This window comes from Streptomyces bambusae (assembly GCF_019400985.1).
In the GTDB taxonomy this organism is placed as follows: domain Bacteria; phylum Actinomycetota; class Actinomycetes; order Streptomycetales; family Streptomycetaceae; genus Streptomyces; species Streptomyces bambusae_A.
The window spans coordinates 1-23,332 of the sequence record NZ_WTFF01000100.1; the positions used below are offsets into that span (position 1 = coordinate 1).

Here is a 23,332-nt window from a genome sequence, read left to right on the forward strand (position 1 = left end):
GCCCTCGCCGCCGCGCTGCAGCCGCTGCTGGCCGACCCCGCGCTCGGGGAGGCCCGTACCGCCTCCGTCGTGGACGTGGCCACCGGCACCGTGCTCTACGAGGCCCGGCCGCGCGAGGCCATGACCCCGGCCTCCACCGTCAAGATCGCCACCGCCGCCGCGGCCCTCGCCGCGCTCGGGCCCGAGCACCGCATCGCGACCACCGTGGTCCCCGGGCCGGACGCGGGGAAGATCGTGCTCGTCGGCGGCGGCGACCCCTCGCTGAACGCCCGCAAGAAGCACCCGGCCGGCCCCGGCGGCAGCCTCGTCGCCCTCGCGGCCGACACCGCCCAGGCGCTCAAGGCCGCCGGCACCCCCTCCGTCACCCTCGGTTTCGACGACTCCCTCTACACCGGGCCCGTCCGGCACCCGATCGGCCGCAACACCAACATCGCGCCGGTCACCGCCCTCATGGCCGACGAGGGCCGCACCGACGACTCCTGGTCCGGGCCGGTGGACCGCACCGACACCCCCTCGGAGGACGCCGCCGCCACCTTCGCGACCCTGCTGCGCGAACGCGGCATCGAGGTCGCCGGCGCGCCCGCCCGCACCAAGGCCCCGGCCGGCGCCCGGCCGCTGGCCGCGACCCACTCCACCCCGGTCGGCGGCCTCGTCGAGCGGATGCTGACCACCAGCGACAACGACATCGCCGAGGCCCTCGCCCGGCAGACGGCCCTGGCCGCCGGACAGCCCGCCAGCTTCGAGGGCGCCGAGAAGGCCGTCACCGCGAAGCTGGCCTCGCTCGGCGTGGACGTCTCCGGCGCCCGCTTCGCCGACGGCAGCGGCCTGAACCGCGCCGACAAGGTCTCCGCGGGCCTGCTCACCGGCCTGCTGGCCAAGGCCGCCGACCCGGCCCGGCCCGAGCTGCGGCCGGTCCTCACCGGCCTGCCCGTCGCCGGCTTCAGCGGCACCCTGCGCACCCGCAACGCCGGCACCTCCCCGGCCGCCGGCCTGCTCCGGGCCAAGACGGGGACGCTCAGTGGGGTGAACTCCCTGGCCGGGACCGTGGTGGACCCCTCCGGACGGCTGATCGCCTTCGCCTTCCTGTCCGCCGAGGGCCCGAGCCCCGAGGCCGCCGAGAAGGCCCTGGACAAGCTCGCGGCCGCCGTGGCCACCACCGCCGCGAACAAAGCCTGACCCGCGCCCGGGCCGGGACCCGGGCGCAGCCGGGCCGTCCACAGGGGGTCCGCCGACGGGCCCGCCCACGTACGGTTGACGCATGACGAGCATCGGTGGTGCGGAGATGGTCGACTGGAACCTCGCCGTGGCGACGGCGACCCGGCTGATCCGGCCCGGCCCGGAGGTCGGCCGGGAGGAGGCCCGGGCCGTCGTGGCGGAGCTGCGCCGGCACGCCGTCACCTCGGAGCACCACGTCCGCGAGTTCACCGGCATGATCGCCCCGGGCGCCGCCGTCGCGGACACCCCCGTGCTGGTCGTGGACCGGGCCGGCTGGGTCCGGGCCAATGTGGCGGGCTTCCGCGAGCTGCTCGGGCCGCTGCTCGGCCGGATGCAGGAGCGCCGCGGCGCCACCCCGGGCGGGGCCGTGCTCGGCACGGTCGGCGGCAAGGTCACCGGCGTCGAGGTGGGCATGCTGCTGAGCTTCCTGGCCTCCCGGGTGCTCGGCCAGTACGAGACCTTCGCACCGGCGGGCCGCGACCTGCCCGGCTCCGCCGGGGGCCGGCTGCTGCTCGTCGCGCCGAACATCGTGCACGTCGAGCGGGAGCTGGAGGTCGACCCGCACGACTTCCGGCTGTGGGTGTGCCTGCACGAGGAGACCCACCGCACCCAGTTCACGGCCGTGCCCTGGCTCCGGGACCACCTGGAGAGCGAGATCCAGACCTTCCTGGGCGCCACGGAGCTGGACCCCATGACCGTCCTGGAGCGGCTGCGCGAGGCCGCCCAGTCGCTGGCCGGGGCCCGCCCCGAGGGCGAGCGCGGCGAGGAGGGCCGCTCCCTGGTCGAGCTCGTCCAGACCCCCGAGCAGCGCGAGATCCTCGCCCGGCTCACGGCCGTGATGTCCCTGCTGGAGGGCCACGCCGACTACGTGATGGACGGCGTAGGACCGCAGGTCGTCCCCTCGGTCGCCGAGATCCGCGAGAAGTTCCAGAAGCGCCGGGCCAGCGGCGCCGGACGGCTCGACGCCGCGCTGCGCCGGCTGCTGGGCCTGGACGCCAAGCTGCGCCAGTACCGGGACGGCGAGCGGTTCGTCCGGGCCGTCGTCGGCGAGGTCGGGATGGACGGCTTCAACCGCGTGTGGACCTCCCCGAACACCTTGCCGACGAAGGCGGAGATCTCCCGGCCCGCCGACTGGATCGCCCGCGTCCACCGGAAGGCGGGGCCCGGGAATTGACCGCCGGGAGGTGACACACGGGGCGTAAACATGTCCCACTGGGGGAAGCAGCATCACCCGTCCGAGGGACCGTGGGCCGTAGAAGGGCGTGCGATGCTCGGGGAACGGCTCGGTTCTGTCACCATCGACGCACTCTGAGTGACAATCCCCTCCCGGGACACCGGGCGAGCACCTCCACCCGAGCCACCCTCATCCCAACTCCAGCGAAGGGCACCGGACATGGGTCCCCATCCTGCGGTCGCAGCGATACGCCTGGCGGTCCGCCGCGTACTCCACGACATCCTCACCGACCTCACCGACCGCGCGGACGTGACCGGTGTGCCCGGTCCCGCCGACGGCGGGGCGCGCCACCGCCCGCTCGTCCTCGTCGCCTGCTCCGGCGGCGCCGACTCCATGGCGCTCGCCTCGGCCCTCGCCTTCGAGGCCCCCAAGCTGGGCGTCCGCGCCGGCGGCATCACCGTCGACCACGGACTCCAGGCCGGCTCCGACCTGCGCGCCGCCGAGGTCGTCGCCCGGATGACCGCGCTCCGCCTGGACCCGGTGGAGTCCGTCGCCGTGCGCGTCGGCCGGGAGGGCGGACCCGAGGCCGCGGCCCGCGACGCCCGCTACGCCGCCCTGGACGAGGCCGCGGACCGGCTCGGCGCGTCCGCCGTACTGCTCGGACACACCCGCGACGACCAGGCTGAAACCGTCCTGCTGGGGCTGGCCCGGGGCTCCGGCATCCGCTCCCTGTCCGGGATGGCGGAGGTCTCCGGCGGACCCGGCCGCACCGGCCGCTACCGCCGGCCCTTCCTGCACGTGGACCGGCAGACCGCCCGCAAGGCCTGCATGGTGCAGTCCCTGGCCGTCTGGGACGACCCGCACAACATCGACCCCGCCTACACCCGCTCCCGGCTGCGCCACGAGGGACTGCCCGCCCTCGAGAAGGCCCTGGGCAAGGGGGTCGTCGAGGCGCTGGCCCGGACCGCCCAGCTCTCCCGGGACGACGCCGACGCGCTCGACGCCTGGGCCGCCGAGGCGGACGCCTCCGTACGCGACGAGCTCGGCCAGCTGGAGTGCGCCAAGCTCTACGCCCTGCCCCCGGCCGTCCGCCGCCGGGTGCTGCGCAGGGCCGTGGTCGCGGCCGGCTCCCCGGCCGGCTCGCTGTTCGCCCGCCACATCGAGGAAGTCGACCGGCTCATCACCGGATGGCGCGGTCAGGGCGCCATCAACCTGCCCGGCCGGGTGGAGGCCCAGCGCCAGGGTGGCAGACTTGTCATCCGGCAGGGCTGAAGGTGCTGAACCACGGCTGAGTCCTCCGGGGCACCCTCCCCGGAGCCCCGGCCGACAACGAAAGTGATGCGGGTGGACGAGAAGGACATGGGCGCCGACCTCAAGTCGGTGCTCATCACCAAGGAAGAGATCGACGCGAAGCTGGCCGAGCTGGCCGCGAAGATCGACGCGGAGTACGCGGGCAAGGACCTGCTCATCGTCGGAGTCCTCAAGGGCGCCGTGATGGTGATGGCGGACCTGGCGCGTGCCTTGTCCACCCCGCTGACCATGGACTGGATGGCGGTGTCCTCGTACGGCGCCGGGACCCAGTCCTCGGGTGTCGTGCGGATCCTCAAGGACCTCGACACCGACATCAAGGACAAGCACGTCCTGATCGTCGAGGACATCATCGACTCGGGTCTGACGCTGTCCTGGCTGCTGTCCAACCTGGGCTCGCGCCAGCCGGCCTCGCTGCAGGTCGTCACGCTGCTGCGCAAGCCCGAGGCGGCCAAGGTCGCGATCGACGTCAAGTGGGTCGGCTTCGACATCCCCAACGAGTTCGTCGTGGGCTACGGCCTCGACTACGCCGAGAAGTACCGCAACCTGCCGTTCGTCGGCACGCTCGCGCCCCACGTCTACGGCGGCTGAGACACGCCGAGCCCCAGGGAGCCCACGGCCGGTCCGGGGAACCCTGGGGCCGCTCCCGCCGTTGGAAGGTTGGAAGGCGGGTCTGTCAGCCGTCCCACAGGGCAGCGGGTGACAATACAGGGGTACATTCCGAAGAACAGTCTTTATTCACAGCAGCATTTACCTACGGGCAGGAGGGACGGGGCTTCACCGCCCCGTATGGATGGACGTGAAGCGATACTTCCGTGGGCCGGTCATGTGGATCGTGCTGGCCGTCCTCGCCGTGGTCGTGCTGATGAACGTCGTCGGCTCCGGCGGCGGCTACAAGTCGGTGGACACCAGCGAGGTCATCAAGGCGATCAACGCCGACAAGGTGGCGACGGCCAAGCTCACCACCGGTGACTCCCAGCTGATCAAGATCGAGCTGAAGGGCAACGAGAAGCTCGACGGCAAGAGCGGCACCAAGTTCCAGGCCAACTACATCGGGGAGCAGGGCGTCCAGCTCGCCACGAAGCTCCAGGAGAAGGCCGAGGCCGGCAAGATCACGAAGGGCTACGACGTCTCGCCGGACAAGACCAGCCCGTTCCTGAGCGTGCTGCTCTCCCTCCTGCCGTTCGTGCTCATCGTCGTGGTCTTCCTGTTCCTGATGAACCAGATGCAGGGCGGCGGCTCCCGGGTGATGAACTTCGGGAAGTCCAAGGCCAAGCTGATCACCAAGGACACCCCGAAGACGACGTTCGCCGACGTGGCGGGCTCGGACGAGGCGGTCGAGGAGCTCCACGAGATCAAGGAGTTCCTCCAGGAGCCGGCGAAGTTCCAGGCCGTCGGCGCCAAGATCCCCAAGGGCGTGCTGCTCTACGGTCCGCCCGGCACCGGCAAGACCCTGCTCGCGCGCGCCGTCGCGGGCGAGGCGGGCGTCCCGTTCTACTCGATCTCTGGTTCCGACTTCGTCGAGATGTTCGTCGGTGTCGGTGCCTCCCGTGTCCGCGACCTCTTCGAGCAGGCCAAGGCCAACGCCCCGGCGATCGTCTTCGTCGACGAGATCGACGCGGTCGGCCGGCACCGCGGCGCCGGCCTCGGCGGCGGCCACGACGAGCGCGAGCAGACCCTGAACCAGCTGCTCGTCGAGATGGACGGCTTCGACGTCAAGGGCGGGGTCATCCTGATCGCCGCCACGAACCGCCCCGACATCCTCGACCCGGCCCTCCTGCGCCCCGGCCGCTTCGACCGGCAGATCGCCGTCGACCGCCCGGACATGCAGGGCCGCCTGGAGATCCTCAAGGTCCACCAGAAGGGCAAGCCGGTCGCCCCGGACGTCGACCTCGCGGCCGTCGCCCGGCGCACCCCCGGCTTCACCGGTGCCGACCTGTCGAACGTGCTGAACGAGGCCGCCCTGCTCACGGCCCGCTCGGACCGCAAGCTCATCGACAACCAGATGCTGGACGAGGCGATCGACCGCGTCGTGGCGGGCCCGCAGAAGCGGACCCGGATCATGTCGGACAAGGAGAAGAAGATCACCGCGTACCACGAGGGCGGACACGCCCTGGTCGCGGCGGCCTCCCCGAACTCCGACCCGGTCCACAAGATCACGATCCTGTCCCGCGGCCGGGCCCTGGGCTACACCATGGTCCTCCCGGACGAGGACAAGTACTCGACCACGCGCAACGAGATGCTCGACCAGCTGGCGTACATGCTGGGCGGCCGCGCGGCCGAGGAGCTGGTCTTCCACGACCCGACCACGGGCGCCGCGAACGACATCGAGAAGGCCACGGCCACGGCCCGCGCGATGGTCACCCAGTACGGCATGACCGAGCGCCTCGGCGCGATCAAGTTCGGCGGTGACAACACCGAGCCGTTCCTGGGCCGCGAGATGGCGCACCAGCGCGACTACTCGGAAGAGGTCGCGGCGCTGGTCGACGAAGAGGTCAAGAAGCTCATCGAGACCGCGCACAACGAGGCCTGGGAGATCCTCGTCGAGAACCGCGACGTCCTCGACAACCTGGTCCTCGCGCTGCTGGAGAAGGAGACCCTCGGCAAGGAGGAGATCGCCGAGATCTTCTCGACCATCGTCAAGCGCCCGTCCCGCCCCGCGTGGACCGGCTCCGCCCGCCGCACCCCCTCCACCCGCCCGCCGGTGCTCTCGCCCAAGGAGCTCCAGCTGACCGCCTCGGCGAACGGCGCGACGGCGGCCACGCCGGCGCCGGTGTCGACCGAGAAGGGCATCGAGGTGGCCCCGGAGGACCGTCCGGAGCTCTGACGCCCCGGAGGACCCGTCCGGAGCTTCGCCCCCCCGGAGGACGGTCCGGAGCTCTGACCCCCAGGTCCGCGCCCGGCCGCATCCCGGACCGGAATGGATGCCGCGCCCCCCAGGTTCTAGCCTGGGGGGCGCGGCGTTTTTCAGCTGCCGCGGAACGCAGACAGGAACGAGGCACAGATGACCGACCCGGTGACCCTGGACGGCGAGGGCATGATCGGCGAGTTCGACGAGAAGCGCGCCGAGGCCGCCGTCCGCGAGCTGCTCATTGCGGTCGGCGAGGACCCGGACCGCGAGGGGCTTCTGGAGACCCCGGCCCGGGTGGCGCGGGCGTACCGCGAGATCCTGGCGGGTCTGTGGCAGCGGCCCGAGGACGTCCTGACGACGACGTTCGACCTGGGACACGACGAGATGGTCCTGGTGAAGGACATCGAGATCGTCTCCCTCTGCGAGCACCACCTGCTGCCGTTCCACGGCGTCGCCCACGTGGGCTACATCCCCGCCGAGAACGGCAAGATCACCGGGCTGTCCAAGCTGGCCCGCCTGGTCGAGGTGTACGCCCGGCGCCCGCAGGTGCAGGAACGACTCACCACGCAGATCGCGGACTCCCTGATGGAGATCCTGGAGGCCCGCGGGGCGATCGTCGTCGTGGAGGCCGAGCACATGTGCATGTCCGTCCGCGGCATCCGCAAGCCGGGCGCCAAGACGACCACGTCGGCCGTCCGCGGCCAGCTCCGCGACGTTGCGACCCGCAACGAGGCGATGAGCCTGATAATGGCCCGCTAGCCGGATGGCCCGCTAATAGACGCGCCCGCCGGGGCCGGCCAGGCCCCGGCGGGCGAAAACCGCTACGCCGGCACGACGGCCGTCGCCCGCTCCAGCGGCGGCAGCTCGACCATCCGCCGCTCCGGCCCGCGCCGGCGCAGCAGCACGTAGCCGATGAAGGCCGCCGGGCCGAAGAACACCTGGGCCGGGATCAGGGCCGGGGCATGGCCGGTGACCGCGGTGATCAGATGCAGGGCGGCCACGGGCGCGACGGCGCCGAAGAGGGTCACCAGGGCCAGTCCGGTGGTCAGCCCGGCCTTGCCGTACGCCTTGTACGCCGCGGTCGTGAAGAGCGCGTAGGCCAGCAGGTCGCCCATGCCGACCACCGCGCCGAGGTCCTCGCCGATGCGCAGGCCCGCGGCGGGGGCGTACGGATAGCCCTGGACGGCGTCGGCGAGTTCCTCGGTGAGGGGGACGACCCAGGCGAAGAAGGCGTCGTAGACGGCGAGCGCGAGGAGGAACCAGGCGACGTTGCCCAGCCGCATGCCGCCCTGGACGTTGAGGTTGGTGGCGGAGACCACGACCAGGCCGACGACACAGCTGTTCGCCACCCAGTACGGGGCCGCGGTCTCGCCGAAGGCCAGGTGGAAGACCAGCACGGAGGCTATGAGCAGGACGATCAGCGTCCAGCGCAGCCGGCCGTTCGCGATGACGGGCGTGTACCCGACGGACAGGCCGCCCGCGAAGACCAGGGCCAGCACGACCGGCAGGGTGGCGCCGGGCAGGGCGAGGTAGACGTAGGGCAGCGCGAGGACGAAGCCCATCATGAGGAAGATGTCGCGGCCGTTGAAGAGGCCGACGGGCGGTCTGGGCGTGCGTATCCTGCGGAAGTACGTGATCGCGCCGGTCACCACGGCGAGCGCCAGGGCGGTGGTGACCGCGAGCTGGTAGAAGACGGTCATGCGTGGCTCCGGGTGGTGAAGGTGCGCTCCAGCAGGTCGCAGCGGAGGGGGAAGCGGCGCGCGGCCTCCTCGTCGTCCAGCGGCAGCACGGTGACGCGGGCGTCGATGTCGTGGGCGAGCAGCAGCTTGGTCACCTCGGCCGCACTCAGCTCCCGGGAGGCGACCTCGACGTGCAGCCGGCCGTCGCCTTGGACCCCGGCCCGGTGGCGCAGCGGGAACGGCAGCCCGGGGGTGCCGTCGAGGACCTCCACGATGTCGCGCGGGGTGACGACCCCGTCGGCGGTGCGGTGGATCTGGCCGGCCTTGCCGAGGATCTGGGAGACGGCCGGCACGGCCGCGAGTTCGCAGTCCGCCTCGCCGTCGAGCGTGCGGACCACGTCGCCGGTGTTGTAGCGCAGGACGGGCATGCACTCGCGGTAGGGGTAGTACGGGGTGACGGTCAGCTCACCGAGCCGGCCGGGGCCGGCGGGCTCGCCGGTGTCGAGGTCGAGCACCTCGGTGTAGCCCTGGTTGGGGTCGATGTGCAGGTGGCGACGGCTGCAGGTGCGGCCGCCGACCGGCAGCAGCTCGGTCATGCCGAAGTTGTCGCCGACGGTCTCGGCGCCGAAGGTGTCGCGCAGGGCCTCGGTGAGGGCGCGGGACATCACCTCGCCGCCGGCGTAGATCGACCGCAGTCCGAACTCGTCGGGCCTGCAGCCGAGGCTGCGGGCGGCCGTGACCAGGCGGGCGAGATAGCTGGGGTTGCCGGTGAGCAGGGTGGGCCTGATGCCGTCGGCCTGGCCGAGCAGGTGCTCGACGGACTCCTCCGGCGGGACCTGGCCGACGACATGGCAGGAGGCGCCCACCAGCCGGCACACCTCGACGTCCTCCTGGACGGCGGCGGTGGCCCGGGAACTGAGGTTGATCTGCATCCGGTCGCCGGGGCGGATGTCGCCGCGCAGCACGACCGAGAGTGCGATGAGTGCGGGCCAGAGCTCCATCTCGTAGCGCGACAGCCAGATCTGCACCGGGCGGCCGGTGGTGCCGGTGGTCTGCGTCACCAGGTACGGGGAGCTGCACAGGAAGTCGGCGGGGCGTTCGATCAGGTCGGCCTTGCGGGTCACCGGGATCGAGGTGAGCGTCTCGGTGGTCAGCGCGTCGAGGTCGGTCCCGGCGAGCCGTTCCCGGTAGAACGGGGAGCGCTTGGCGAGGCGGCGCACGGTCCGCTGGAGTGCGCGGTTCTGCAGGTCCCGGCGCTCGTCCGGGTCGGCGAAGGGGCCGTCGGCGAGTTCGTCGACGTCGTCGCCGAGCGAGCCGAACTCCTGCAGGGTCAGGAGCGCGTCGGCGACCAGCCGCTCCACGGCCCGAACGTTCAGCCGTCGGCCGAGGACCATGGCCAACGCCACCCGGACCTGCCGGACACTGGTCTCCAGCACTGTTCCTCCCTAGCGATCGGGCGTCGAGGCTTCGATCGGGGTGTCCGTACCGAGGCGTCCACGTCGTCTCGTCGTCCCGGCTTCGAGGCCTCAGGAAAAGAGCCGAGGGGTGGGGGCGGCGAGCCGCTCCCACCCCTCGGGTCATCTACTTCAGCTGGCGGAGCAGGAGCCGAAGAAGACGGCCGTCATGGCGCCCATGACGTACTTGAACTGCTTGGCGCTGGTCTTGATCGCGCTCATTTCATCCTCCTTGAGTCGTACCGTGCCGACGGCCGATCCTGTGCACCTAGGTACCGAATCGTTTCGTCGCTGGGCAGGAACACACTGGCGCGATCGCAACGTCCGAGCAATGATCTGGTCCGTTCAACGGACCGGAGGAAGCGGAGGACGGCAACACCGTTTTCGCTGCTGAGCCGGTGCTGACGGGGACGTACGACCCCTTCCGACCGAGGGGGCCGTAGGACGAAGGGGGACCTCTCTTGGCCAGATCCGGCACCGAGGGGCGGGGAGTACTGGAGGGCGCGTTCGCACTGATGGAGGTGCTCGCGCACGGGGACGAGGTCGGCCTGACCCGGCTGGCGGCCGACGCCGCACTGCCGAAGGCCACCGCGCACCGGCTGCTGGGGCAGCTGGTCGCGCTCGGCGCTGTGCAGAGCCGATCGGGCCGCTACCGGCTGGGGGCGAGAACGTTCCGGCTGGGCCAAGCCTGGCACCCGGCCCGGGCCTTGCGGGCGGCGGCGGCCCGTCCACTGCGCGAACTGTCCGTGACGAGTGGGGGGCTGAGCCTGAGCCTGTCGGTGCCCGAGGGCGGGCACACCGTCGTGGTGGGGAACGTACGGGGGGCGGCTGACGACCGGTATCCGCTGCACCCCGGCGCCGTACTGCCGCCGGGGAACGCGGCCGAGCTGGTCCTCACGGCGTACACGCCGGAGGCGGGGCCGCCGGCGAACTGGGCGGTGTCCGCGTGGATCCGGGAGGCGGCACGGATCCGGGAACGGGGCCTGGCCTTCGAGCACGGGCGGTGCGTGAGCACGCTGTCGTGGGTGGCGGCCCCGGTGTTCTCCGCCACGGGCCAGGTGGTCGCCGCGGTGGCGGCGACGGGCACGGACCGCGCCCAGGTGACCCGGCTCGGCGAGGCCGTCACCCGCACGGCGGCCCTGATCACCACCAACCTGACCCGGCTGCCGGGGGCGGCGGCCGCCTGGAGCTCCGCGGCGGGCGTCGGTCCGGGCGCCGGGTCCGGCCGTGCGATCGCGGCCGCGGCGGGGCCGGTGGCGACGGGGGGTGGGGAGACGGCCTGAGCGGGTTCGGCGAAGTCCGGTGCGGTACCGCGCCCCGTCAGGGGCGCGGGGCTGTCCGCATATGCGGCTCCGCCGCGATGGGGGTCCCCTGTTCGAGCGCAGCCGAGAACTTGGGGGAGCGACCAGCCCCCACCGGCCCGCGGTTTCATCACCGCACTTCCAGCGGAGCGCTCAGGCGCGGGCCGAGGCCTCCGGGCCCGGGTGGTCGTCGTCCTCGGGGAGTTTGCAGACGTGTTCCAGGAAGAGGGCCGCGGCGATCACCGCCGCGCCTGCCAGGACCGAGAAGCCGGCGTAGAAGGCCTGGTCGCGGCGGGCCGGGACCTGGGTGAGGTCGGCCAGCAGCAGGAAGACGCCCGTGCCGCCGTACATGCCGGCCACCAGCGCCGCGACCAGCGCGCTGGCCTGGCCGAAGACCACCGCGCGGGCCGCCATCAGCGGCTCCACGCCCTTGGCGCCGGGCCGGCGCTCACGCTGGGCCTTCAGCCGGGCGCGCAGCGACAGGGCGGTGGCCAGCAGGACCACGGCGATGACGGCCAGCACGATGGGTGCGGCGAGCGGCACGCCCGGCAGGGTGCCGTACGCGTTCCACAGCCGGGCTCCCGTCCAGGACAGGAGTCCGGCGATCACGAAGATGGCCGCGAGGACACCCAGCCGAAGTTGCTTCACGAAACCCGTACCCCGTTCCCGTTCCCGTCCTCGTCCGACACCGCGGCTACAGGCTAACGACTACTCCGGCAGGCGGAGTTCCAGGTCGGGGCGCGGCGTGACGCCCGACCGGCCGATTTCCGCCAGCAGGGCCGCGACCGGGCCGCGGCCCGGCAGCTGGGCCCCGGGATCCACGTCGTACCAGGGGGCGAGGACGAAGGCCCGCTGGTGCGCCCGCGGGTGCGGGAGGGTGAGGACCGGGTCGTCGGAGACCACGTCCGCGTAGGAGACGATGTCGACGTCGATGGTGCGCGGGCCCCAGCGCTCCTCGCGGACCCGGTCGAACGCCTCCTCGACGGCGTGCGCGCGCTCCAGCAGCGAGGACGGGGGCAGCGTCGTCCTGATCACGGCGACGGCGTTGAAGTACGCGGGCTGGGAGCCCGGCTCCACGCCCCACGGCTCGGTCTCGTAGACCGGGGAGACGGCCTTGACCCGCAGGCCGGGCGTGTCACCGAGGGCGTCCACGGCGCCCTGGAGGGTCTCCAGGCGGTTGCCGAGGTTCGAGCCGAGGGCGACGACGGCCAGCCGGGGGTTGGACAGGGTCGAGTCCGCCGCGTCGACGGCCTCGACGACCGCAGCGGGGACGGGCTGCACGGTGGGGTCGCTCTGGGGATGGTTCATGCGCGGCTCCGGGTGATCGTGATGGTCACGTCGTCGAAGGGCACGGTGATCGGCGCGTCCGGCTTGTGGACGACGACCTCCACCTCCGCGACCGCCTCGTGCTTGAGGCACTGCTGGGCGATCCGCTCGGCGAGCGTCTCGATCAGGTCCACGGGCTCGCCCTGGACCACGTCGACGACCTCCTCGGCGACGACGCCGTAGTGGACGGTCTTCGCCAGGTCGTCGTCGGCCGCCGCGGAGCGGGTGTCGAGGTGCAGCACCAGGTCCACGATGAAGGTCTGGCCCTCCTCGCGCTCCCGGGGGAAGACGCCGTGGTGCCCGCGGGCCTTGAGGCCGCGCAGCGCGACACGATCCACGCGAATCACTCCTGCTTTCGTAGGTCCTCGGCCCCGGGGACCTACCCCGGCGCCATGGCTGCGCCGAGTGCGGTCGGCGTCGTCCACCTTCGAATTTACCCGCGACGAACTGCAAACCCTGCCCGCGGGGTCAGGAGGAGGCCTCGTCCTCGTCCTCGTCGGACTCCGTCAGCACCGGAGAACCGTGGTGGGACCACAGCCGCCACCCCTCGGATGTGCGTCGGAACACATTTGTCGCGACGACCAGCTGGCCGACCAGCGGACCGAGGTCCTGGCCCTCCTCCGCGGGCCCGCCGCTGAGGATGTTCTCGGTGCAGGTGACGACCGCCGTGTCCGCGATCACGCTGACCTTGGTGTCGGTGAGGAAGAACTGGATGTAGTCCGTGTGGGACATGATCAGGGCGTACGAGCGCAGCACCTCGCCGCGCCCGGTGAGCACCGGCCAGCCGGGGTGCACGCAGGAGATCTCGTCGTCCAGCCAGAGCGCCGACAGTGCGTCGAAGTCCCCCCGCTCCATGGCCTCGTAGAAGGCCGTATTGACCTCTTCGACCGCCTCGATGTCGGTACGGCTCACTGTTCCCCTTCCCTACGGATCACAGGGTCACCGAGCTCCTTCCACCGCGCGTGCGACCCGAACCGCGTCGGCCGTGGCCCGCACCTCGTGCACCCGGACCGCCCAGGCGCCCTCGTGGGCGGCGATGGCGGAGACGGCGGCGGTGGCCGCGTCGCGCTCACGGGCCGGCGGCGGTACGTCGCTGTCCCCGGCCAGTACGCGGCCCAGGAAGCGCTTGCGGGACGCGGCGACCAGCAGCGGGTGGCCCAGGGCGCGCAGCTCGCGCAGGTGGGCGACCAGCTTCAGGTCGTGCTCGGCCTGCTTGGCGAAGCCCAGGCCGGGGTCCACGACGAGGCGCTCGGGGGCGATGCCGCCGGCCACGACGGCGTCGATCCGGGCCCGCAGCTCGGCGGTGACCTCGGCGACCACGTCCTCGTAGACGGCGAGGGAGTTCATGTTCTCGCTGAAGCCGCGCCAGTGCATGACCACGAACGGCACCTCGGCGGCGGCCACCGCCGGGATCATGCCGGGGTCGGCCAGGCCGCCGCTGACGTCGTTGACCAGCACCGCGCCGGCGGCCACGGCCTGCTCGGCGACGGCGGCGCGCATGGTGTCCACGGAGACGGTGACGCCCTCCGAGGCCAGGCCGCGCACGACGGGGACGACCCGGCGCAGCTCCTCGTCGGCGTCCACCCGGGTGGCGCCCGGACGGGTGGACTCGCCGCCCACGTCCACGAGGTCGGCGCCCTGGGCGACCAGGTCCAGTCCGCGCTTGACCGCCGCGGTGGTGTCGAACCAGCGGCCGCCGTCGGAGAAGGAGTCGGGCGTGACGTTGACGACGCCCATGACCGCGCAGCGGTCCCATTCCGGCAGGCCTGTGACTCGACCCCTGGCCGCGGGTCCGCGCATCGTGTTCATGAGTTCAAGGGTAGGGCTGCCGTACGAACGGCAGGGCCCCGGCCGTCCCCGGCTGCTGCCGGGCGGGACGGACGGGGCCCTGCCGCACATGCGTACGGGAGTGGCGTACGGGAGCGGCGCCTACGCGGCCTGGACCTCGCGCTCGGCCTTCTGGTTCGGCACGGAGGAGACGTTGCCCTGGTGGGCGCACCCGCGTACCGGCTTGGGACGGCGGCGGCCGGCGAACAGCCGGGGCAGGGCCAGCGTCACGAAGCCCTCGGCCTGCATGGCGGCGAAGCCGATGCGGGGCAGGTCGCGGGTGTTGCGGAAGACCACGAAGCGGGGCTCCCAGCGGGGCTGGAACTTCGCGTTGAACTTGTACAGGGACTCGATCTGGAACCAGCGCGAGAGGAAGACCAGCAGGCTGCGCCAGGCGCGCAGCACCGGGCCGGCGCCGATCTTCTCGCCGCGGGCGAGCGCGGAGCGGAACATCGCGAAGTTCAGGGAGACCTTCTCGATGCCGAGCCCGGGCGCGGCCTGCAGGGAGGCGACGATCAGCAGCTCGTTCATGCCCGGGTCGGCGGCGCGGTCGCGGCGCATCAGCTCCAGCGACATGCCGTCCTTGCCCCACGGGACGAAGTGCTGGATGGCCTTCAGGTCGCCGAAGGGGCTGGTGTCGCCCTCCTCGACGCGGTGCGCGGTCGCGATGATGCAGTCGCCGTCGCCCGGGTCGCCGACCCGGCCCAGGGCCATGGAGAAGCCGCGCTCGGTGTCGGTGCCGCGCCAGGCCTCGGAAGCGCCGCGGACCGCGGTCAGCTCCTCCTCGGTGAGGTCGGCGACCCGGCGGACCTTGGTGGTGTAGCCGTTGCGCTCGATGCGCTTGACCATCTGGCGGACGTTGCGCATCGGGCGGCCCGACAGCGAGAAGTCTTTGACGTCGACGATCGCCTCGTCGCCGAGCTCCAGGGCGTCCAGGCCGGTCTCACGGGTCCAGACCTCGCCGCCGGTCTCGCTGCAGCCCATGACGGCGGGGGTCCAGGAGTGGGCCTTGGCCTCCTCCATGAACCGCTCGATGGCGCCGGGCCAGGCCTCGACGTCGCCGATCGGGTCGCCGGAGGCGAGCATGACGCCGGAGACGACGCGGTAGGTGACGGCGGCCTTGCCGCTGGGGGAGAAGACCACGGCCTTGTCGCGGCGCAGCGCGAAGTGGCCGAGGGAGTCGCGGCCGCCGTGCTTGGCCAGCAGCTCGCGCAGCTTCGCCTCGTCGTCCTCGGTCAGCCCGGCGGCCGGGTGCTCGGGGCGGAAGGCCAGGTAGGCGGTGGTCAGGGCGGTCAGCATGCCGAGGGCGCCCAGGGAGTAGCCGACGATCCAGTCCGCGCGGTCGCCGGAGTAGGCCACCGGGCCCTCGATGCCGACGAGGCCGTACAGGACGTGGGCGATCTGCTCGTAGAGGCCGGGGTGGCCGACGACCTTGTTCGGGTGGGCGTTGACGATCACCAGGCCGAGACCGATGGAGCCGGCGCCCATGAGGACGAAGTTCGCCAGCGCCTTCCAGCGGCTGCGCGGGTCGGGGAGCGCCTTGAACTCGGCGTGGTGGCGCAGCAGCAGTGCGAGCAGCGCGACCGCGATCACCACACCGATGATCGAGTGGCGGTAGACGAACTGCGCCGCGGCCCCGACGGGCAGCAGGATGACCGCCGCCCGCCAGGCACGGCGCTTGTGGCGCTTGAGCCCGTGGGCGAGCAGGAGCAGCAGGACGCCCGCGCAGATGGTGACCGCGGCCGCCATGGGCCGGGTCGAGCCGGGGATCACCTCGGCGATGGCGCGGACGCGGCTGTGGTTGAACCGCGGGAAGACACCCGCGGCTATGTCCATGAGGCCGACGAGCCCGACGGCCGTACCTACCAGGCTGGGGACGCGCTCCGGTCGTGGTCCGCTGAGGATTCGGCGGACCCGATTCGGAACCTGTCCGGACTTATCGCCATCTATCCTGCTAGACATCGCTTTCCCGTTGCTCCGCGAGAGATCATGTGGCCGAAGGCCGCGTCAGCCTCCGGTGTGTGCGTCCCTTAGGACGACGACACGGGGCGGCGGGTTCACTCGGCTTACGGAAAAATCTCGCCCTGCCATCAGAAAGTCTGCGAAACACTCATGGGTCTCACCAGTAATACGGTCTTGGTGCTGGCGATCGTGGCCGGCGTGCTGCTGTTCGCGGCAACGGTCTGGCTCTGGCCGCGGCTCTCGGGCCGCACCTGGCGCGCGGTCACCGGCCGCATCGGCCTCCTGCTCGCGACCCAGCTGGCGCTGTTCGCGTCGATCGGTCTGGCCGCCAACAAGTCCTTCCTCTTCTACGGATCCTGGGCCGACCTGTTCGGCCAGCAGACCGAGATGGGCAAGGTCGTCGACCACTCGATGAGCAGCAAGGACATCAAGGTCGTCGACAAGCAGCACCTCGACGTGCCGGGTGGGACCAAGCCGCAGGTGGGCGGCCAGATCCTCAAAGTGGCCATAACGGGGCAGAAGTCGAAGATAAGCAGCCCGGGCTACGTGTGGCTGCCGCCGGAGTACTTCCAGCCGCAGTACAAGGACAAGACCTTTCCGGCGTCCATCGTCCTGACGGGCTACCCGGGCACGGCGGAGAACCTGATCAAAGGGCTGAACTACCCGATGACGGCCTTCAAGCAGGCCAAGGCGGGCAAGATGAAGCCGATGATCCTGGTCATGCTGCGCCCGACCGTCGCGCCGCCGCGCGACACCGAGTGCGTGGACATACCGAACGGCCCGCAGACCGAGACCTTCTTCGCCCAGGACCTGCCGCAGGCGATCACGGACACCTTCCGGGTCGGCAAGAAGCCCGAGAACATGGGCTTCATCGGCAACTCGACCGGCGGCTACTGCGCGCTGAAGATCGCCCTGCACCACCCGAAGACCTTCGGCGCCGCCGCGGGTCTCTCGGCGTACTACGACGCCCCGAACGACCCGACCACGGGCGACCTGTTCCAGGGCGACGACAAGCTCAAGAAGCGCGCCGACGTCCTGCACAGCCTGGAGCGCAAGGCGCCGACCGGCACCTCCTTCCTCGTCACCAGCAGCGAGGAGGGCGAGCCCAACATCTCCGACACCCGCAAGTTCATCAAGGGGGTCAAGGGCCCGGACCGGGTCTCCTCGATCATCCTGGAGAGCGGCGGCCACAACTTCAACACGTGGCGCCGGGAGATCCCGCCGATGCTGGTGTGGATGAGCGACCGCATCCACGCCTGAGCCCTGAGGCCTGAAGCCTGAAGCCTGAACCGACGCCTGACGCCGCGAGCGTCAGGCGTCAGTCGTTCCACGGGGCTCGGGGCCACCGCGCAGGCGGGGCGCCGCAGCCCCTTCTCGCTTCCTGGGGCGGAGTCACGCGTCCTGCGCCCGGGCCCGGCGCAGCGCCCGGTGCACGCCCGCCGGCGTCAGGACGCCCGCCGGCTCGCCCGAGACCGGGTCCGTGACCCCGATCCGGCCCGAGTCCTCCTGGAGCAGGGCCGCCAGGGCCTCGCGCAGCGAGGCGCCCAGCTCCACCGTCGCGGCCGGCGCCGCGCCGGACGGCGCCTTCGGGCCGGCCGGATCCAGCGCGGGCTCCAGGTCGGCCGGCTCCAGGTCGGCCGCCTCCACCCGGGTGACCGCCAGCCGCTTCAGCCCCCGGTCGGCGCCGACGAAGGAGGCCACGTACGGCGTGGCCGGCGAGCCCAGCACCGCGGCCGGGGCCGCGAACTGCTCGATGGTGCCCGAGCCGTACACGGCGATCCGGTCGCCGAGCCGGATCGCCTCCTCCAGGTCGTGGGTGACCAGCAGGATCGTCTTGCGCACCGACTTCTGCAGCGCCAGGAACTCGTTCTGCAGCCGCTCGCGCACCACCGGGTCCACCGCCCCGAACGGCTCGTCCATCAGCAGCACCGGCGGATCCGCCGCGAGCGCCCGTGCCACGCCGACGCGCTGGCGCTGTCCGCCCGACAGCTGCTCGGGGTAGCGGCCGCCGTGGACGGCGGGATCCAGTCCCACCAGCTCCAGCAGCTCCGCCGCCCGCGCCCGGGCCCTGGCTTTCGGGGTGCCGAGCAGCTGCGGCACCGTCGCGGTGTTCTCCAGCACCGTCCGGTGCGGGAACAGCCCCACCTGCTGGATGACGTACCCGATGCGGCGGCGCAGCTGTACGGGGTCGGCGTCCGCGATGTCCTCGCCGGCCAGCAGGATCCGCCCCGAGGTGGGCTCGATCAGCCGGTTGACCATCTTCATCGTGGTGGTCTTGCCGCAGCCCGACGGGCCCACGAGGGTGACCAGCTCGCCCTCGGCCACCTCGAAGGAAAGGTCGTCGACGGCCGTCGTCCCGTCGGCGTAGCGCTTGGTCACGTGCTCGAATCGGATCACCCCACCATCCTTGCCTACGGGGAAGGGTGGCGTGTCGACTTCTCGGCTCTGAAGGACCGGGCTTGTTGCCCGATCCGCGAAGGGCCGTGATTGCAAGTGGAGCGCGACTGGCTGCCGCGTGGTCCCCTGCGTCCGGTACGGCTATGCCGTACTGGGGCGGTTGACTGCGCCCCGCTGCCACACAGCATCGGCCCGGTGGGCGATGTTGCGGGAGCCGTTGTGGTCCGCGTGCATCACGGTCCCGCAGGACCGGCAGACGAACCGGGCTTGGTCCACACGGTTGGTCCGGTGGGTGTGCCAGCACTCGGAGCACTGGCGGGAGGTGTTGCGCGGGTCCACGTGGACCACGGGCACACCTGCCCGCTGTGCCTTGTAGGCGATGAACGCGCCGAGCTGGGCGAACGCCCAGGAGTGCAGTCGTGCCCGCTGGTCCTTCTTGGCCGTGACCCTCTGCCGGATGCCGCCCAGGTCTTCCAGGGCGACACCTCGCAAGGTGCGTTCAGCGGTGGCGACGATTTGCTTGGCGATGATGTGGTTGGTGTTCGCCGCGTGCCGGGCTTCCCGGCGGCGGAGGCGCTTCAAGACCCGTTTGGCGGCCTTGGTGCGCTTCTTCTGCAACTTGGCCCGCAGGTCGCGATGACGCTGCCGGTAGCGGTTCAGGCGGCGTCCGGCGAGGATGTCGCCGTCGCTGGTGGTGGCGATGTTGACGATGCCGAGGTCCACGCCGAGAAACCCGTTCGGCTCGAACACGGGTGGTTCCGGCACGTCAATGGTGGCGATCAGGAAGAACATCCCGTCACGCATCACCAGGTCCGACTCGCCCTTGCGGGAGGCCAGAAGCTTCAGCGTCTCCGGGGAGCAGGCGAACGGGATGCCCTTGAGGCGCCCGGCCACCGTCCAGATGGACACGGTCTGCGCGTCGAGGTTCCACGTCAGGATGCGGTCGTCGTAGGGCTGCGCCGCGTCCTCGCGGAAGACGATCGGCTTGGACTCGGCGCGGGTGCGCCGCTTCGATCCTTCCTGGCCGAGGTTCCCGGCCTTGGTGTTCCCCTTCAACGTGGCGTACGCGTCGCACACCTTCTTGATCGTGCGCACCGCCGGCTGAGCCCCGAGATCGAAGTCCGCCTTGATGCGGTGGTACACGGCTCCGTGCAGCACGTTGCGCCGCTTCAGGTCCTTGGTGAACGCCACTTCCGAAGCAGCGTTCGCGGCTCGGTTGCAGGCACGCAGAGTCGCCGCCAGCGCGTCCGCGTCATGCGCGGACGCAGGCAACAACTTCACCTGCGTGACGATCTTCACGCACAACACGCTAGTAAGAAGGATCGCAGGAGATCAAGTTGAAGCACCGGCAGATGCGTAACGAACTCCGGCGCTTCGTGCCCGAGGCCCCCTTCCCCCCCCCCCCCGCAAGCGGGAGGTATACCCCCACCCGGGGCTGAAGCCCCGGGCTTCCTGGGAGAAAGCAGGTGAAAGGAGTGTTGCTCCTGTGCAAATGGATCCGGCCACGGCCGCGCCCGCGGGTTAGGGTCGCAGCAGTACCTGGCGTACGTATGTACGGATCCGACGGGCGAGGGGCGGTGGCATGGCCGGGCGCGACAGCTGCCTGGTGGCGAACGACTGGCTCTGCTGGGAGTACGTCACCTCCCGCAGCCAGGAGCTGACCGAGGCCACCGTCCAGCATGTGTGGATCACCGCGGCGTCGGTGCTGATCGGCCTGCTCGTCTCGGTGCCGCTGGCCCTGCTCGCCCGCCGCGGCCGGCACTGGGCCGCGCCCGTGCTGGGGTTGACCACGCTGCTCTACACGGTCCCCTCGCTCGCCATGTTCTCGCTGCTGCTGCCGCTGTTCGGGCTGTCCGCGTCGCTGGTGGTCACCGGGCTGGTGCTGTACTCGCTCACCATCCTGGTGCGGGGCGTGCTCGCTGGGCTGGACGGCGTACCGCGGGAGGTCAAGGAGGCCGCGCGGGGGATGGGGTACGGGCCGGTGCGGATGCTGTGGCAGGTCGAACTGCCGCTGGCGCTGCCCGCCCTGCTGGCGGGTGTCCGGATCGCGACGGTCTCCACCGTGGCCCTGACCACGGTCGGCGCGATCGTCGGCAAGGGCGGGCTGGGCAATCTCATCGCCCCGGCCGTGACCAGCTCGTTCAAGGCGCAGGTGCTCACCGCCTCGGTGCTGTGCGTGCTGCTCGCCCTGGTGGCGGACCTGCTGCTGCTCGGGGTGCAGCGGCTGCTGACACCGTGGACGCGGACCGCCGCGAAGGGGGCCTGAGGCCATGGGGACGGGCGTGCTGGGCGGGGCCTGGGACTGGCTGGGCGACGGCGCCAACTGGGCGGGCGAGAACGGCGTGTGGAACCGGCTCGCCGAGCACGTCTACGTCAGCGGGCTGGCCCTGGCCCTCGCCTGCGCGGTGGCGCTGCCCGTCGGGCTGTGGCTGGGGCACGTCGGCCGCGGCGGCGCGCTCGCCGTGAACATCTCCAACGCGGGCCGGGCCGTGCCGGTCTTCGCCGTGCTGGCCCTGTTCATGGTCTCGCCGCTGCGCAACGCCGGGTACACGCCGACCGTGGTCGCGCTGGTGCTGTTCGCCGTCCCGCCGCTGCTGACCAACGCCTACGTGGGCCTGCGCGAGGTGGACCGCTCGGTGGTCGAGGCCGCCCGGGGGATGGGCATGTCCGGCCGGCAGCTGTTCTGGAAGGTGGAACTGCCGCTGGCCCGCGGGCTGGTGATGACGGGCGTGCGCTCGGCCGCCGTCCAGGTCGTCGCCACCGCCACGATCGCCGCGATGGTCGGCCAGGGCGGGCTCGGCCGGATCATCACCGCCGGCTTCAACACGTACAACACCCCGCAGGTCGTGGCGGGGGCCCTGCTGGTGGCGCTGCTCGCGCTGCTGGTCGAGGGCGTGCTGGTGGCGGCGGACCGGCTGGTCGCGCCGTCGTCCCGTCATCGTCGAACTCTGCGAACGGAGCACTCATGAGGAGTCGGATCCACAGGCGTACGGCGGCCGCGCTGGCCGTCGCCGCCGGCCTGCTGCTGACCGCGTGCGGAGGGGAGAGCCTGGAGCAGTCCAAGGAGGGCGGCCCGGCCGCCTCGGGATCCGGCGGCGGGAAGGGCACGCTGGTCGTCGGCTCGGCCGGATTCACCGAGTCCAACGTGCTGGCGGAGCTGTACGCGCAGCTGCTGCGGTCCGAGGGGTACGCCACCTCCGTCACCACCGTCAACAACCGCGAGCTGTACGAGCCGGCCCTGGAGAAGGGCGAGATCGACGTCGTACCGGAGTACGCGGCCACGCTTGCGGAGTTCCTCAACGCCAAGGTCAACGGCCCCAAGGCACCGCAGGACAGGCCGGTCGCCTCGGGCGACGTCGCGGCGACGGTGGCGGGGCTGGAGAAGCTCGCGGCCCCGCTCGGGCTGAAGGCGCTGCCGGCCGGCTCGGCCGTGGACCAGAACGCCTTCGCGGTGAGCCGGGAATTCGCCGGGAAGAACAAGCTGAAGTCCCTTTCCGATCTTGGCGCTTCGGGGCTGAAGGTGAAGATCGCCGCGGGTGACGAATGCACCGTCCGGCCCTTCTGCGCGCCGGGATTGAAGGCGCGATACGGAATCGACGTTTCCGGTATTGACCCGAAGGGCGTCGGAACCCCGCAGGCCAAGCAGGCGGTGAAGGACGGGGTGGACCAACTCGTCCTGACCACCACGACGGACGCCACGCTCGACACGTACGGCCTGGTGCTGCTGGAGGACGACAAGAAGCTCCAGAACGCGGACAACGTCCTGCCCGTGGTCAACGCGAAGGACGCCGGGTCCCCGGAGGTCGCGGCCGCCCTGGACCGGCTCACCAAGGTCCTCACCACGGCCGACCTCGTCGACCTCAACCGGAAGGTGGACGCGGAGCGGGCGAAGCCGGCGGACGTCGCGAAGGCCTATCTGGAGTCGAAGGGCCTGCTGAAGAAGGGGTGAACCGGCGGCCGGCCTTCCGGCTGATGTTCCCGCTGATGTTCCGGCGGTCGGAACATCAGCCGGAACGCCGGTCGGTGTTACATGGTTGATGGCGGAATGAGGCGTAACCGCCTGGCAACAGATTCCCCGGCGCTCCCCCCATCGGGTCCCCACGCCCTGTAAATTTCGGGCCATGCCCCGTGGACGCCACCGCAATCCCGAACCCCTGCACCGGCTGCTCACGCCGACGGCTGTCGCCGGTGTGTCCATATCCAGCGCCGCCGTCGCCTGGCTGCTCGCGGAACCCGTTCCGCTGCGGCTGCTCGTGGCGCTGACGGCGGCGGCGGGGATCGCCGGGGCGGTCGTCATGCGGTCCTGGGACCGGGCGGCCGGCCGCCGGGTGGCGGAGCTCGCGCGCGAACGCGTCAAGGACGAGTGGCGCACCGAGGAGCGCATCGCCGAGCTGGAGAGCGACCTGGAGGAGGCGCGGGCGCTGCGCGCCAAGCTGGACGCCAAGCTCCGGGCCAAGCGCGTCGAACTCGCCGGACTGCGTGGGGAGCACGCGGCGCTGCTGCGCCGCTACGCCACCGCCGAGACCGAGCGGGCGAGCGCGCTGGAGGGGCGCCGGCTGCTGGCCATCGAGGCCAAGGCGCCGGCCGGGGCGAAGGAACTCCCGCCGGTGTCGCAGGAGCGCACCGGCAGCGGCGCGGCCACCGCGGTGGGCTACGCCCGCGCGCACGCGGCGCTGGTGGCCCTGGCCCGCAAGGCGGAGCAGGGCCGGCACCCCCGTCCGACCCGTCCGCCACCTAGGCGTCACGCGGCACAAGCACACCAGCGAGGCGCAGTGGTGCAGAGCGTGCCGGTGCCCGGCCCACGTGCTCTGCCCGGTGGCCAGCGAGCAGCGCTGGAG

At 71.8% G+C, this 23,332-nt stretch carries 22 protein-coding genes; 12 read left to right on the forward strand and 10 right to left on the reverse strand.

Going from position 1 to position 23,332, the window contains the following annotated elements; translation table 11 throughout:
- The 6 genes from dacB to folE all read left to right on the forward strand — a co-directional run.
- Positions 1 to 1,176 (forward strand): D-alanyl-D-alanine carboxypeptidase/D-alanyl-D-alanine endopeptidase (dacB, locus tag GPJ59_RS15915; protein ID WP_219667797.1); only part of this gene is annotated, 1,176 nt, incomplete at its 5' end.
- Positions 1,177 to 1,258: 82 nt separating this feature from the next.
- Complete coding sequence (locus tag GPJ59_RS15920; protein ID WP_219667798.1) at positions 1,259 to 2,389, forward strand: zinc-dependent metalloprotease; 1,131 nt, start codon at positions 1,259 to 1,261, stop codon at positions 2,387 to 2,389.
- A 219-nt stretch (positions 2,390 to 2,608) separates the two neighbouring features.
- Positions 2,609 to 3,661 carry a tRNA lysidine(34) synthetase TilS gene (gene tilS / locus GPJ59_RS15925; RefSeq protein WP_219667799.1) on the forward strand — a complete coding sequence of 351 codons (1,053 nt, stop codon included), beginning with the start codon at positions 2,609 to 2,611 and terminating at the stop codon, positions 3,659 to 3,661.
- A 66-nt stretch (positions 3,662 to 3,727) separates the two neighbouring features.
- Positions 3,728 to 4,288, forward strand: coding sequence for a hypoxanthine phosphoribosyltransferase (gene hpt, locus GPJ59_RS15930; RefSeq protein WP_125640336.1), 561 nt, complete (start codon positions 3,728 to 3,730; stop codon positions 4,286 to 4,288).
- Positions 4,289 to 4,490: 202 nt separating this feature from the next.
- Positions 4,491 to 6,524 (forward strand): ATP-dependent zinc metalloprotease FtsH, encoded by a 2,034-nt coding sequence (gene ftsH, locus GPJ59_RS15935; RefSeq protein WP_219667800.1) that lies wholly within the window; start codon positions 4,491 to 4,493, stop codon positions 6,522 to 6,524.
- Between the two features lie 177 nt (positions 6,525 to 6,701).
- Positions 6,702 to 7,307 carry a GTP cyclohydrolase I FolE gene (gene folE, locus GPJ59_RS15940; RefSeq protein WP_219667801.1) on the forward strand — a complete coding sequence of 202 codons (606 nt, stop codon included), beginning with the start codon at positions 6,702 to 6,704 and terminating at the stop codon, positions 7,305 to 7,307.
- Positions 7,308 to 7,369: 62 nt separating this feature from the next.
- Here folE and GPJ59_RS15945 read toward each other — a convergent pair whose 3' ends face one another.
- Positions 7,370 to 8,248, reverse strand: coding sequence for a hypothetical protein (locus GPJ59_RS15945; RefSeq protein WP_219667802.1), 879 nt, complete (start codon positions 8,246 to 8,248; stop codon positions 7,370 to 7,372).
- Positions 8,245 to 9,663, reverse strand: a complete 1,419-nt coding sequence (locus GPJ59_RS15950) for a phenylacetate--CoA ligase family protein (protein WP_219667803.1) — start codon at positions 9,661 to 9,663, stop codon at positions 8,245 to 8,247. Before GPJ59_RS15950 ends, GPJ59_RS15945 begins: the two co-directional genes overlap by 4 nt.
- Before the next feature lie 479 nt (positions 9,664 to 10,142).
- Here GPJ59_RS15950 and GPJ59_RS15955 point away from each other — a divergent pair, with 479 nt between their 5' ends.
- The gene (locus GPJ59_RS15955; protein ID WP_258024458.1) at positions 10,143 to 10,964 is read left to right on the forward strand and encodes an IclR family transcriptional regulator; all 822 of its coding nucleotides are present in this window, start codon (positions 10,143 to 10,145) and stop codon (positions 10,962 to 10,964) included.
- 171 nt (positions 10,965 to 11,135) lie between these two features.
- Here the strand turns inward: GPJ59_RS15955 and GPJ59_RS15960 are convergent, their stop codons facing one another.
- From GPJ59_RS15960 to GPJ59_RS15985, 6 genes are all read right to left on the reverse strand, one after another.
- Positions 11,136 to 11,630 (reverse strand): DUF3180 domain-containing protein, encoded by a 495-nt coding sequence (locus GPJ59_RS15960; protein WP_219667804.1) that lies wholly within the window; start codon positions 11,628 to 11,630, stop codon positions 11,136 to 11,138.
- 60 nt (positions 11,631 to 11,690) lie between these two features.
- Positions 11,691 to 12,290 carry a 2-amino-4-hydroxy-6-hydroxymethyldihydropteridine diphosphokinase gene (folK, locus tag GPJ59_RS15965; protein ID WP_219667805.1) on the reverse strand — a complete coding sequence of 200 codons (600 nt, stop codon included), beginning with the start codon at positions 12,288 to 12,290 and terminating at the stop codon, positions 11,691 to 11,693.
- Entirely contained in the window at positions 12,287 to 12,646 is a 360-nt protein-coding gene (gene folB / locus GPJ59_RS15970; RefSeq protein WP_219667806.1) for a dihydroneopterin aldolase, read from the reverse strand. Before folB ends, folK begins: the two co-directional genes overlap by 4 nt.
- A 130-nt stretch (positions 12,647 to 12,776) precedes the next feature.
- The gene (locus tag GPJ59_RS15975; RefSeq protein WP_219667807.1) at positions 12,777 to 13,220 is read right to left on the reverse strand and encodes a nuclear transport factor 2 family protein; all 444 of its coding nucleotides are present in this window, start codon (positions 13,218 to 13,220) and stop codon (positions 12,777 to 12,779) included.
- A 27-nt stretch (positions 13,221 to 13,247) separates the two neighbouring features.
- Positions 13,248 to 14,117 (reverse strand): dihydropteroate synthase, encoded by an 870-nt coding sequence (gene folP / locus GPJ59_RS15980; protein ID WP_219667808.1) that lies wholly within the window; start codon positions 14,115 to 14,117, stop codon positions 13,248 to 13,250.
- A 120-nt stretch (positions 14,118 to 14,237) separates the two neighbouring features.
- Positions 14,238 to 16,097 (reverse strand): phosphatidylglycerol lysyltransferase domain-containing protein, encoded by a 1,860-nt coding sequence (locus GPJ59_RS15985; protein ID WP_219667809.1) that lies wholly within the window; start codon positions 16,095 to 16,097, stop codon positions 14,238 to 14,240.
- 150 nt (positions 16,098 to 16,247) lie between these two features.
- Between GPJ59_RS15985 and GPJ59_RS15990 the strand changes: the two genes are divergently transcribed.
- Entirely contained in the window at positions 16,248 to 17,357 is a 1,110-nt protein-coding gene (locus GPJ59_RS15990) for an alpha/beta hydrolase (protein ID WP_219667810.1), read from the forward strand.
- A gap of 132 nt (positions 17,358 to 17,489) precedes the next feature.
- On the opposite strand, the gene GPJ59_RS15995 is transcribed toward GPJ59_RS15990, so the two are convergent.
- Together GPJ59_RS15995 and GPJ59_RS16000 are read right to left on the reverse strand one after the other, a co-directional pair.
- Positions 17,490 to 18,494 (reverse strand): ABC transporter ATP-binding protein, encoded by a 1,005-nt coding sequence (locus tag GPJ59_RS15995; RefSeq protein ID WP_219667811.1) that lies wholly within the window; start codon positions 18,492 to 18,494, stop codon positions 17,490 to 17,492.
- Positions 18,495 to 18,635: 141 nt separating this feature from the next.
- A complete protein-coding gene (locus GPJ59_RS16000; protein WP_219667812.1) occupies positions 18,636 to 19,793 on the reverse strand; it encodes an RNA-guided endonuclease InsQ/TnpB family protein in 1,158 nt (385 codons plus the stop codon).
- A gap of 283 nt (positions 19,794 to 20,076) precedes the next feature.
- Here GPJ59_RS16000 and GPJ59_RS16005 point away from each other — a divergent pair, with 283 nt between their 5' ends.
- The 4 genes from GPJ59_RS16005 to GPJ59_RS16020 form a co-directional block, all read left to right on the forward strand.
- Positions 20,077 to 20,760 (forward strand): ABC transporter permease, encoded by a 684-nt coding sequence (locus GPJ59_RS16005; protein ID WP_219667813.1) that lies wholly within the window; start codon positions 20,077 to 20,079, stop codon positions 20,758 to 20,760.
- Between the two features lie 4 nt (positions 20,761 to 20,764).
- Positions 20,765 to 21,463, forward strand: coding sequence for an ABC transporter permease (locus GPJ59_RS16010; protein WP_219667814.1), 699 nt, complete (start codon positions 20,765 to 20,767; stop codon positions 21,461 to 21,463).
- Positions 21,460 to 22,443 carry an ABC transporter substrate-binding protein gene (locus tag GPJ59_RS16015; RefSeq protein ID WP_219667815.1) on the forward strand — a complete coding sequence of 328 codons (984 nt, stop codon included), beginning with the start codon at positions 21,460 to 21,462 and terminating at the stop codon, positions 22,441 to 22,443. The genes GPJ59_RS16010 and GPJ59_RS16015 overlap by 4 nt, the downstream gene beginning before the upstream one ends.
- A 172-nt stretch (positions 22,444 to 22,615) precedes the next feature.
- A partial coding sequence (locus GPJ59_RS16020) for a hypothetical protein (RefSeq protein ID WP_258024459.1) occupies positions 22,616 to 23,332 on the forward strand: 717 nt, incomplete at its 3' end.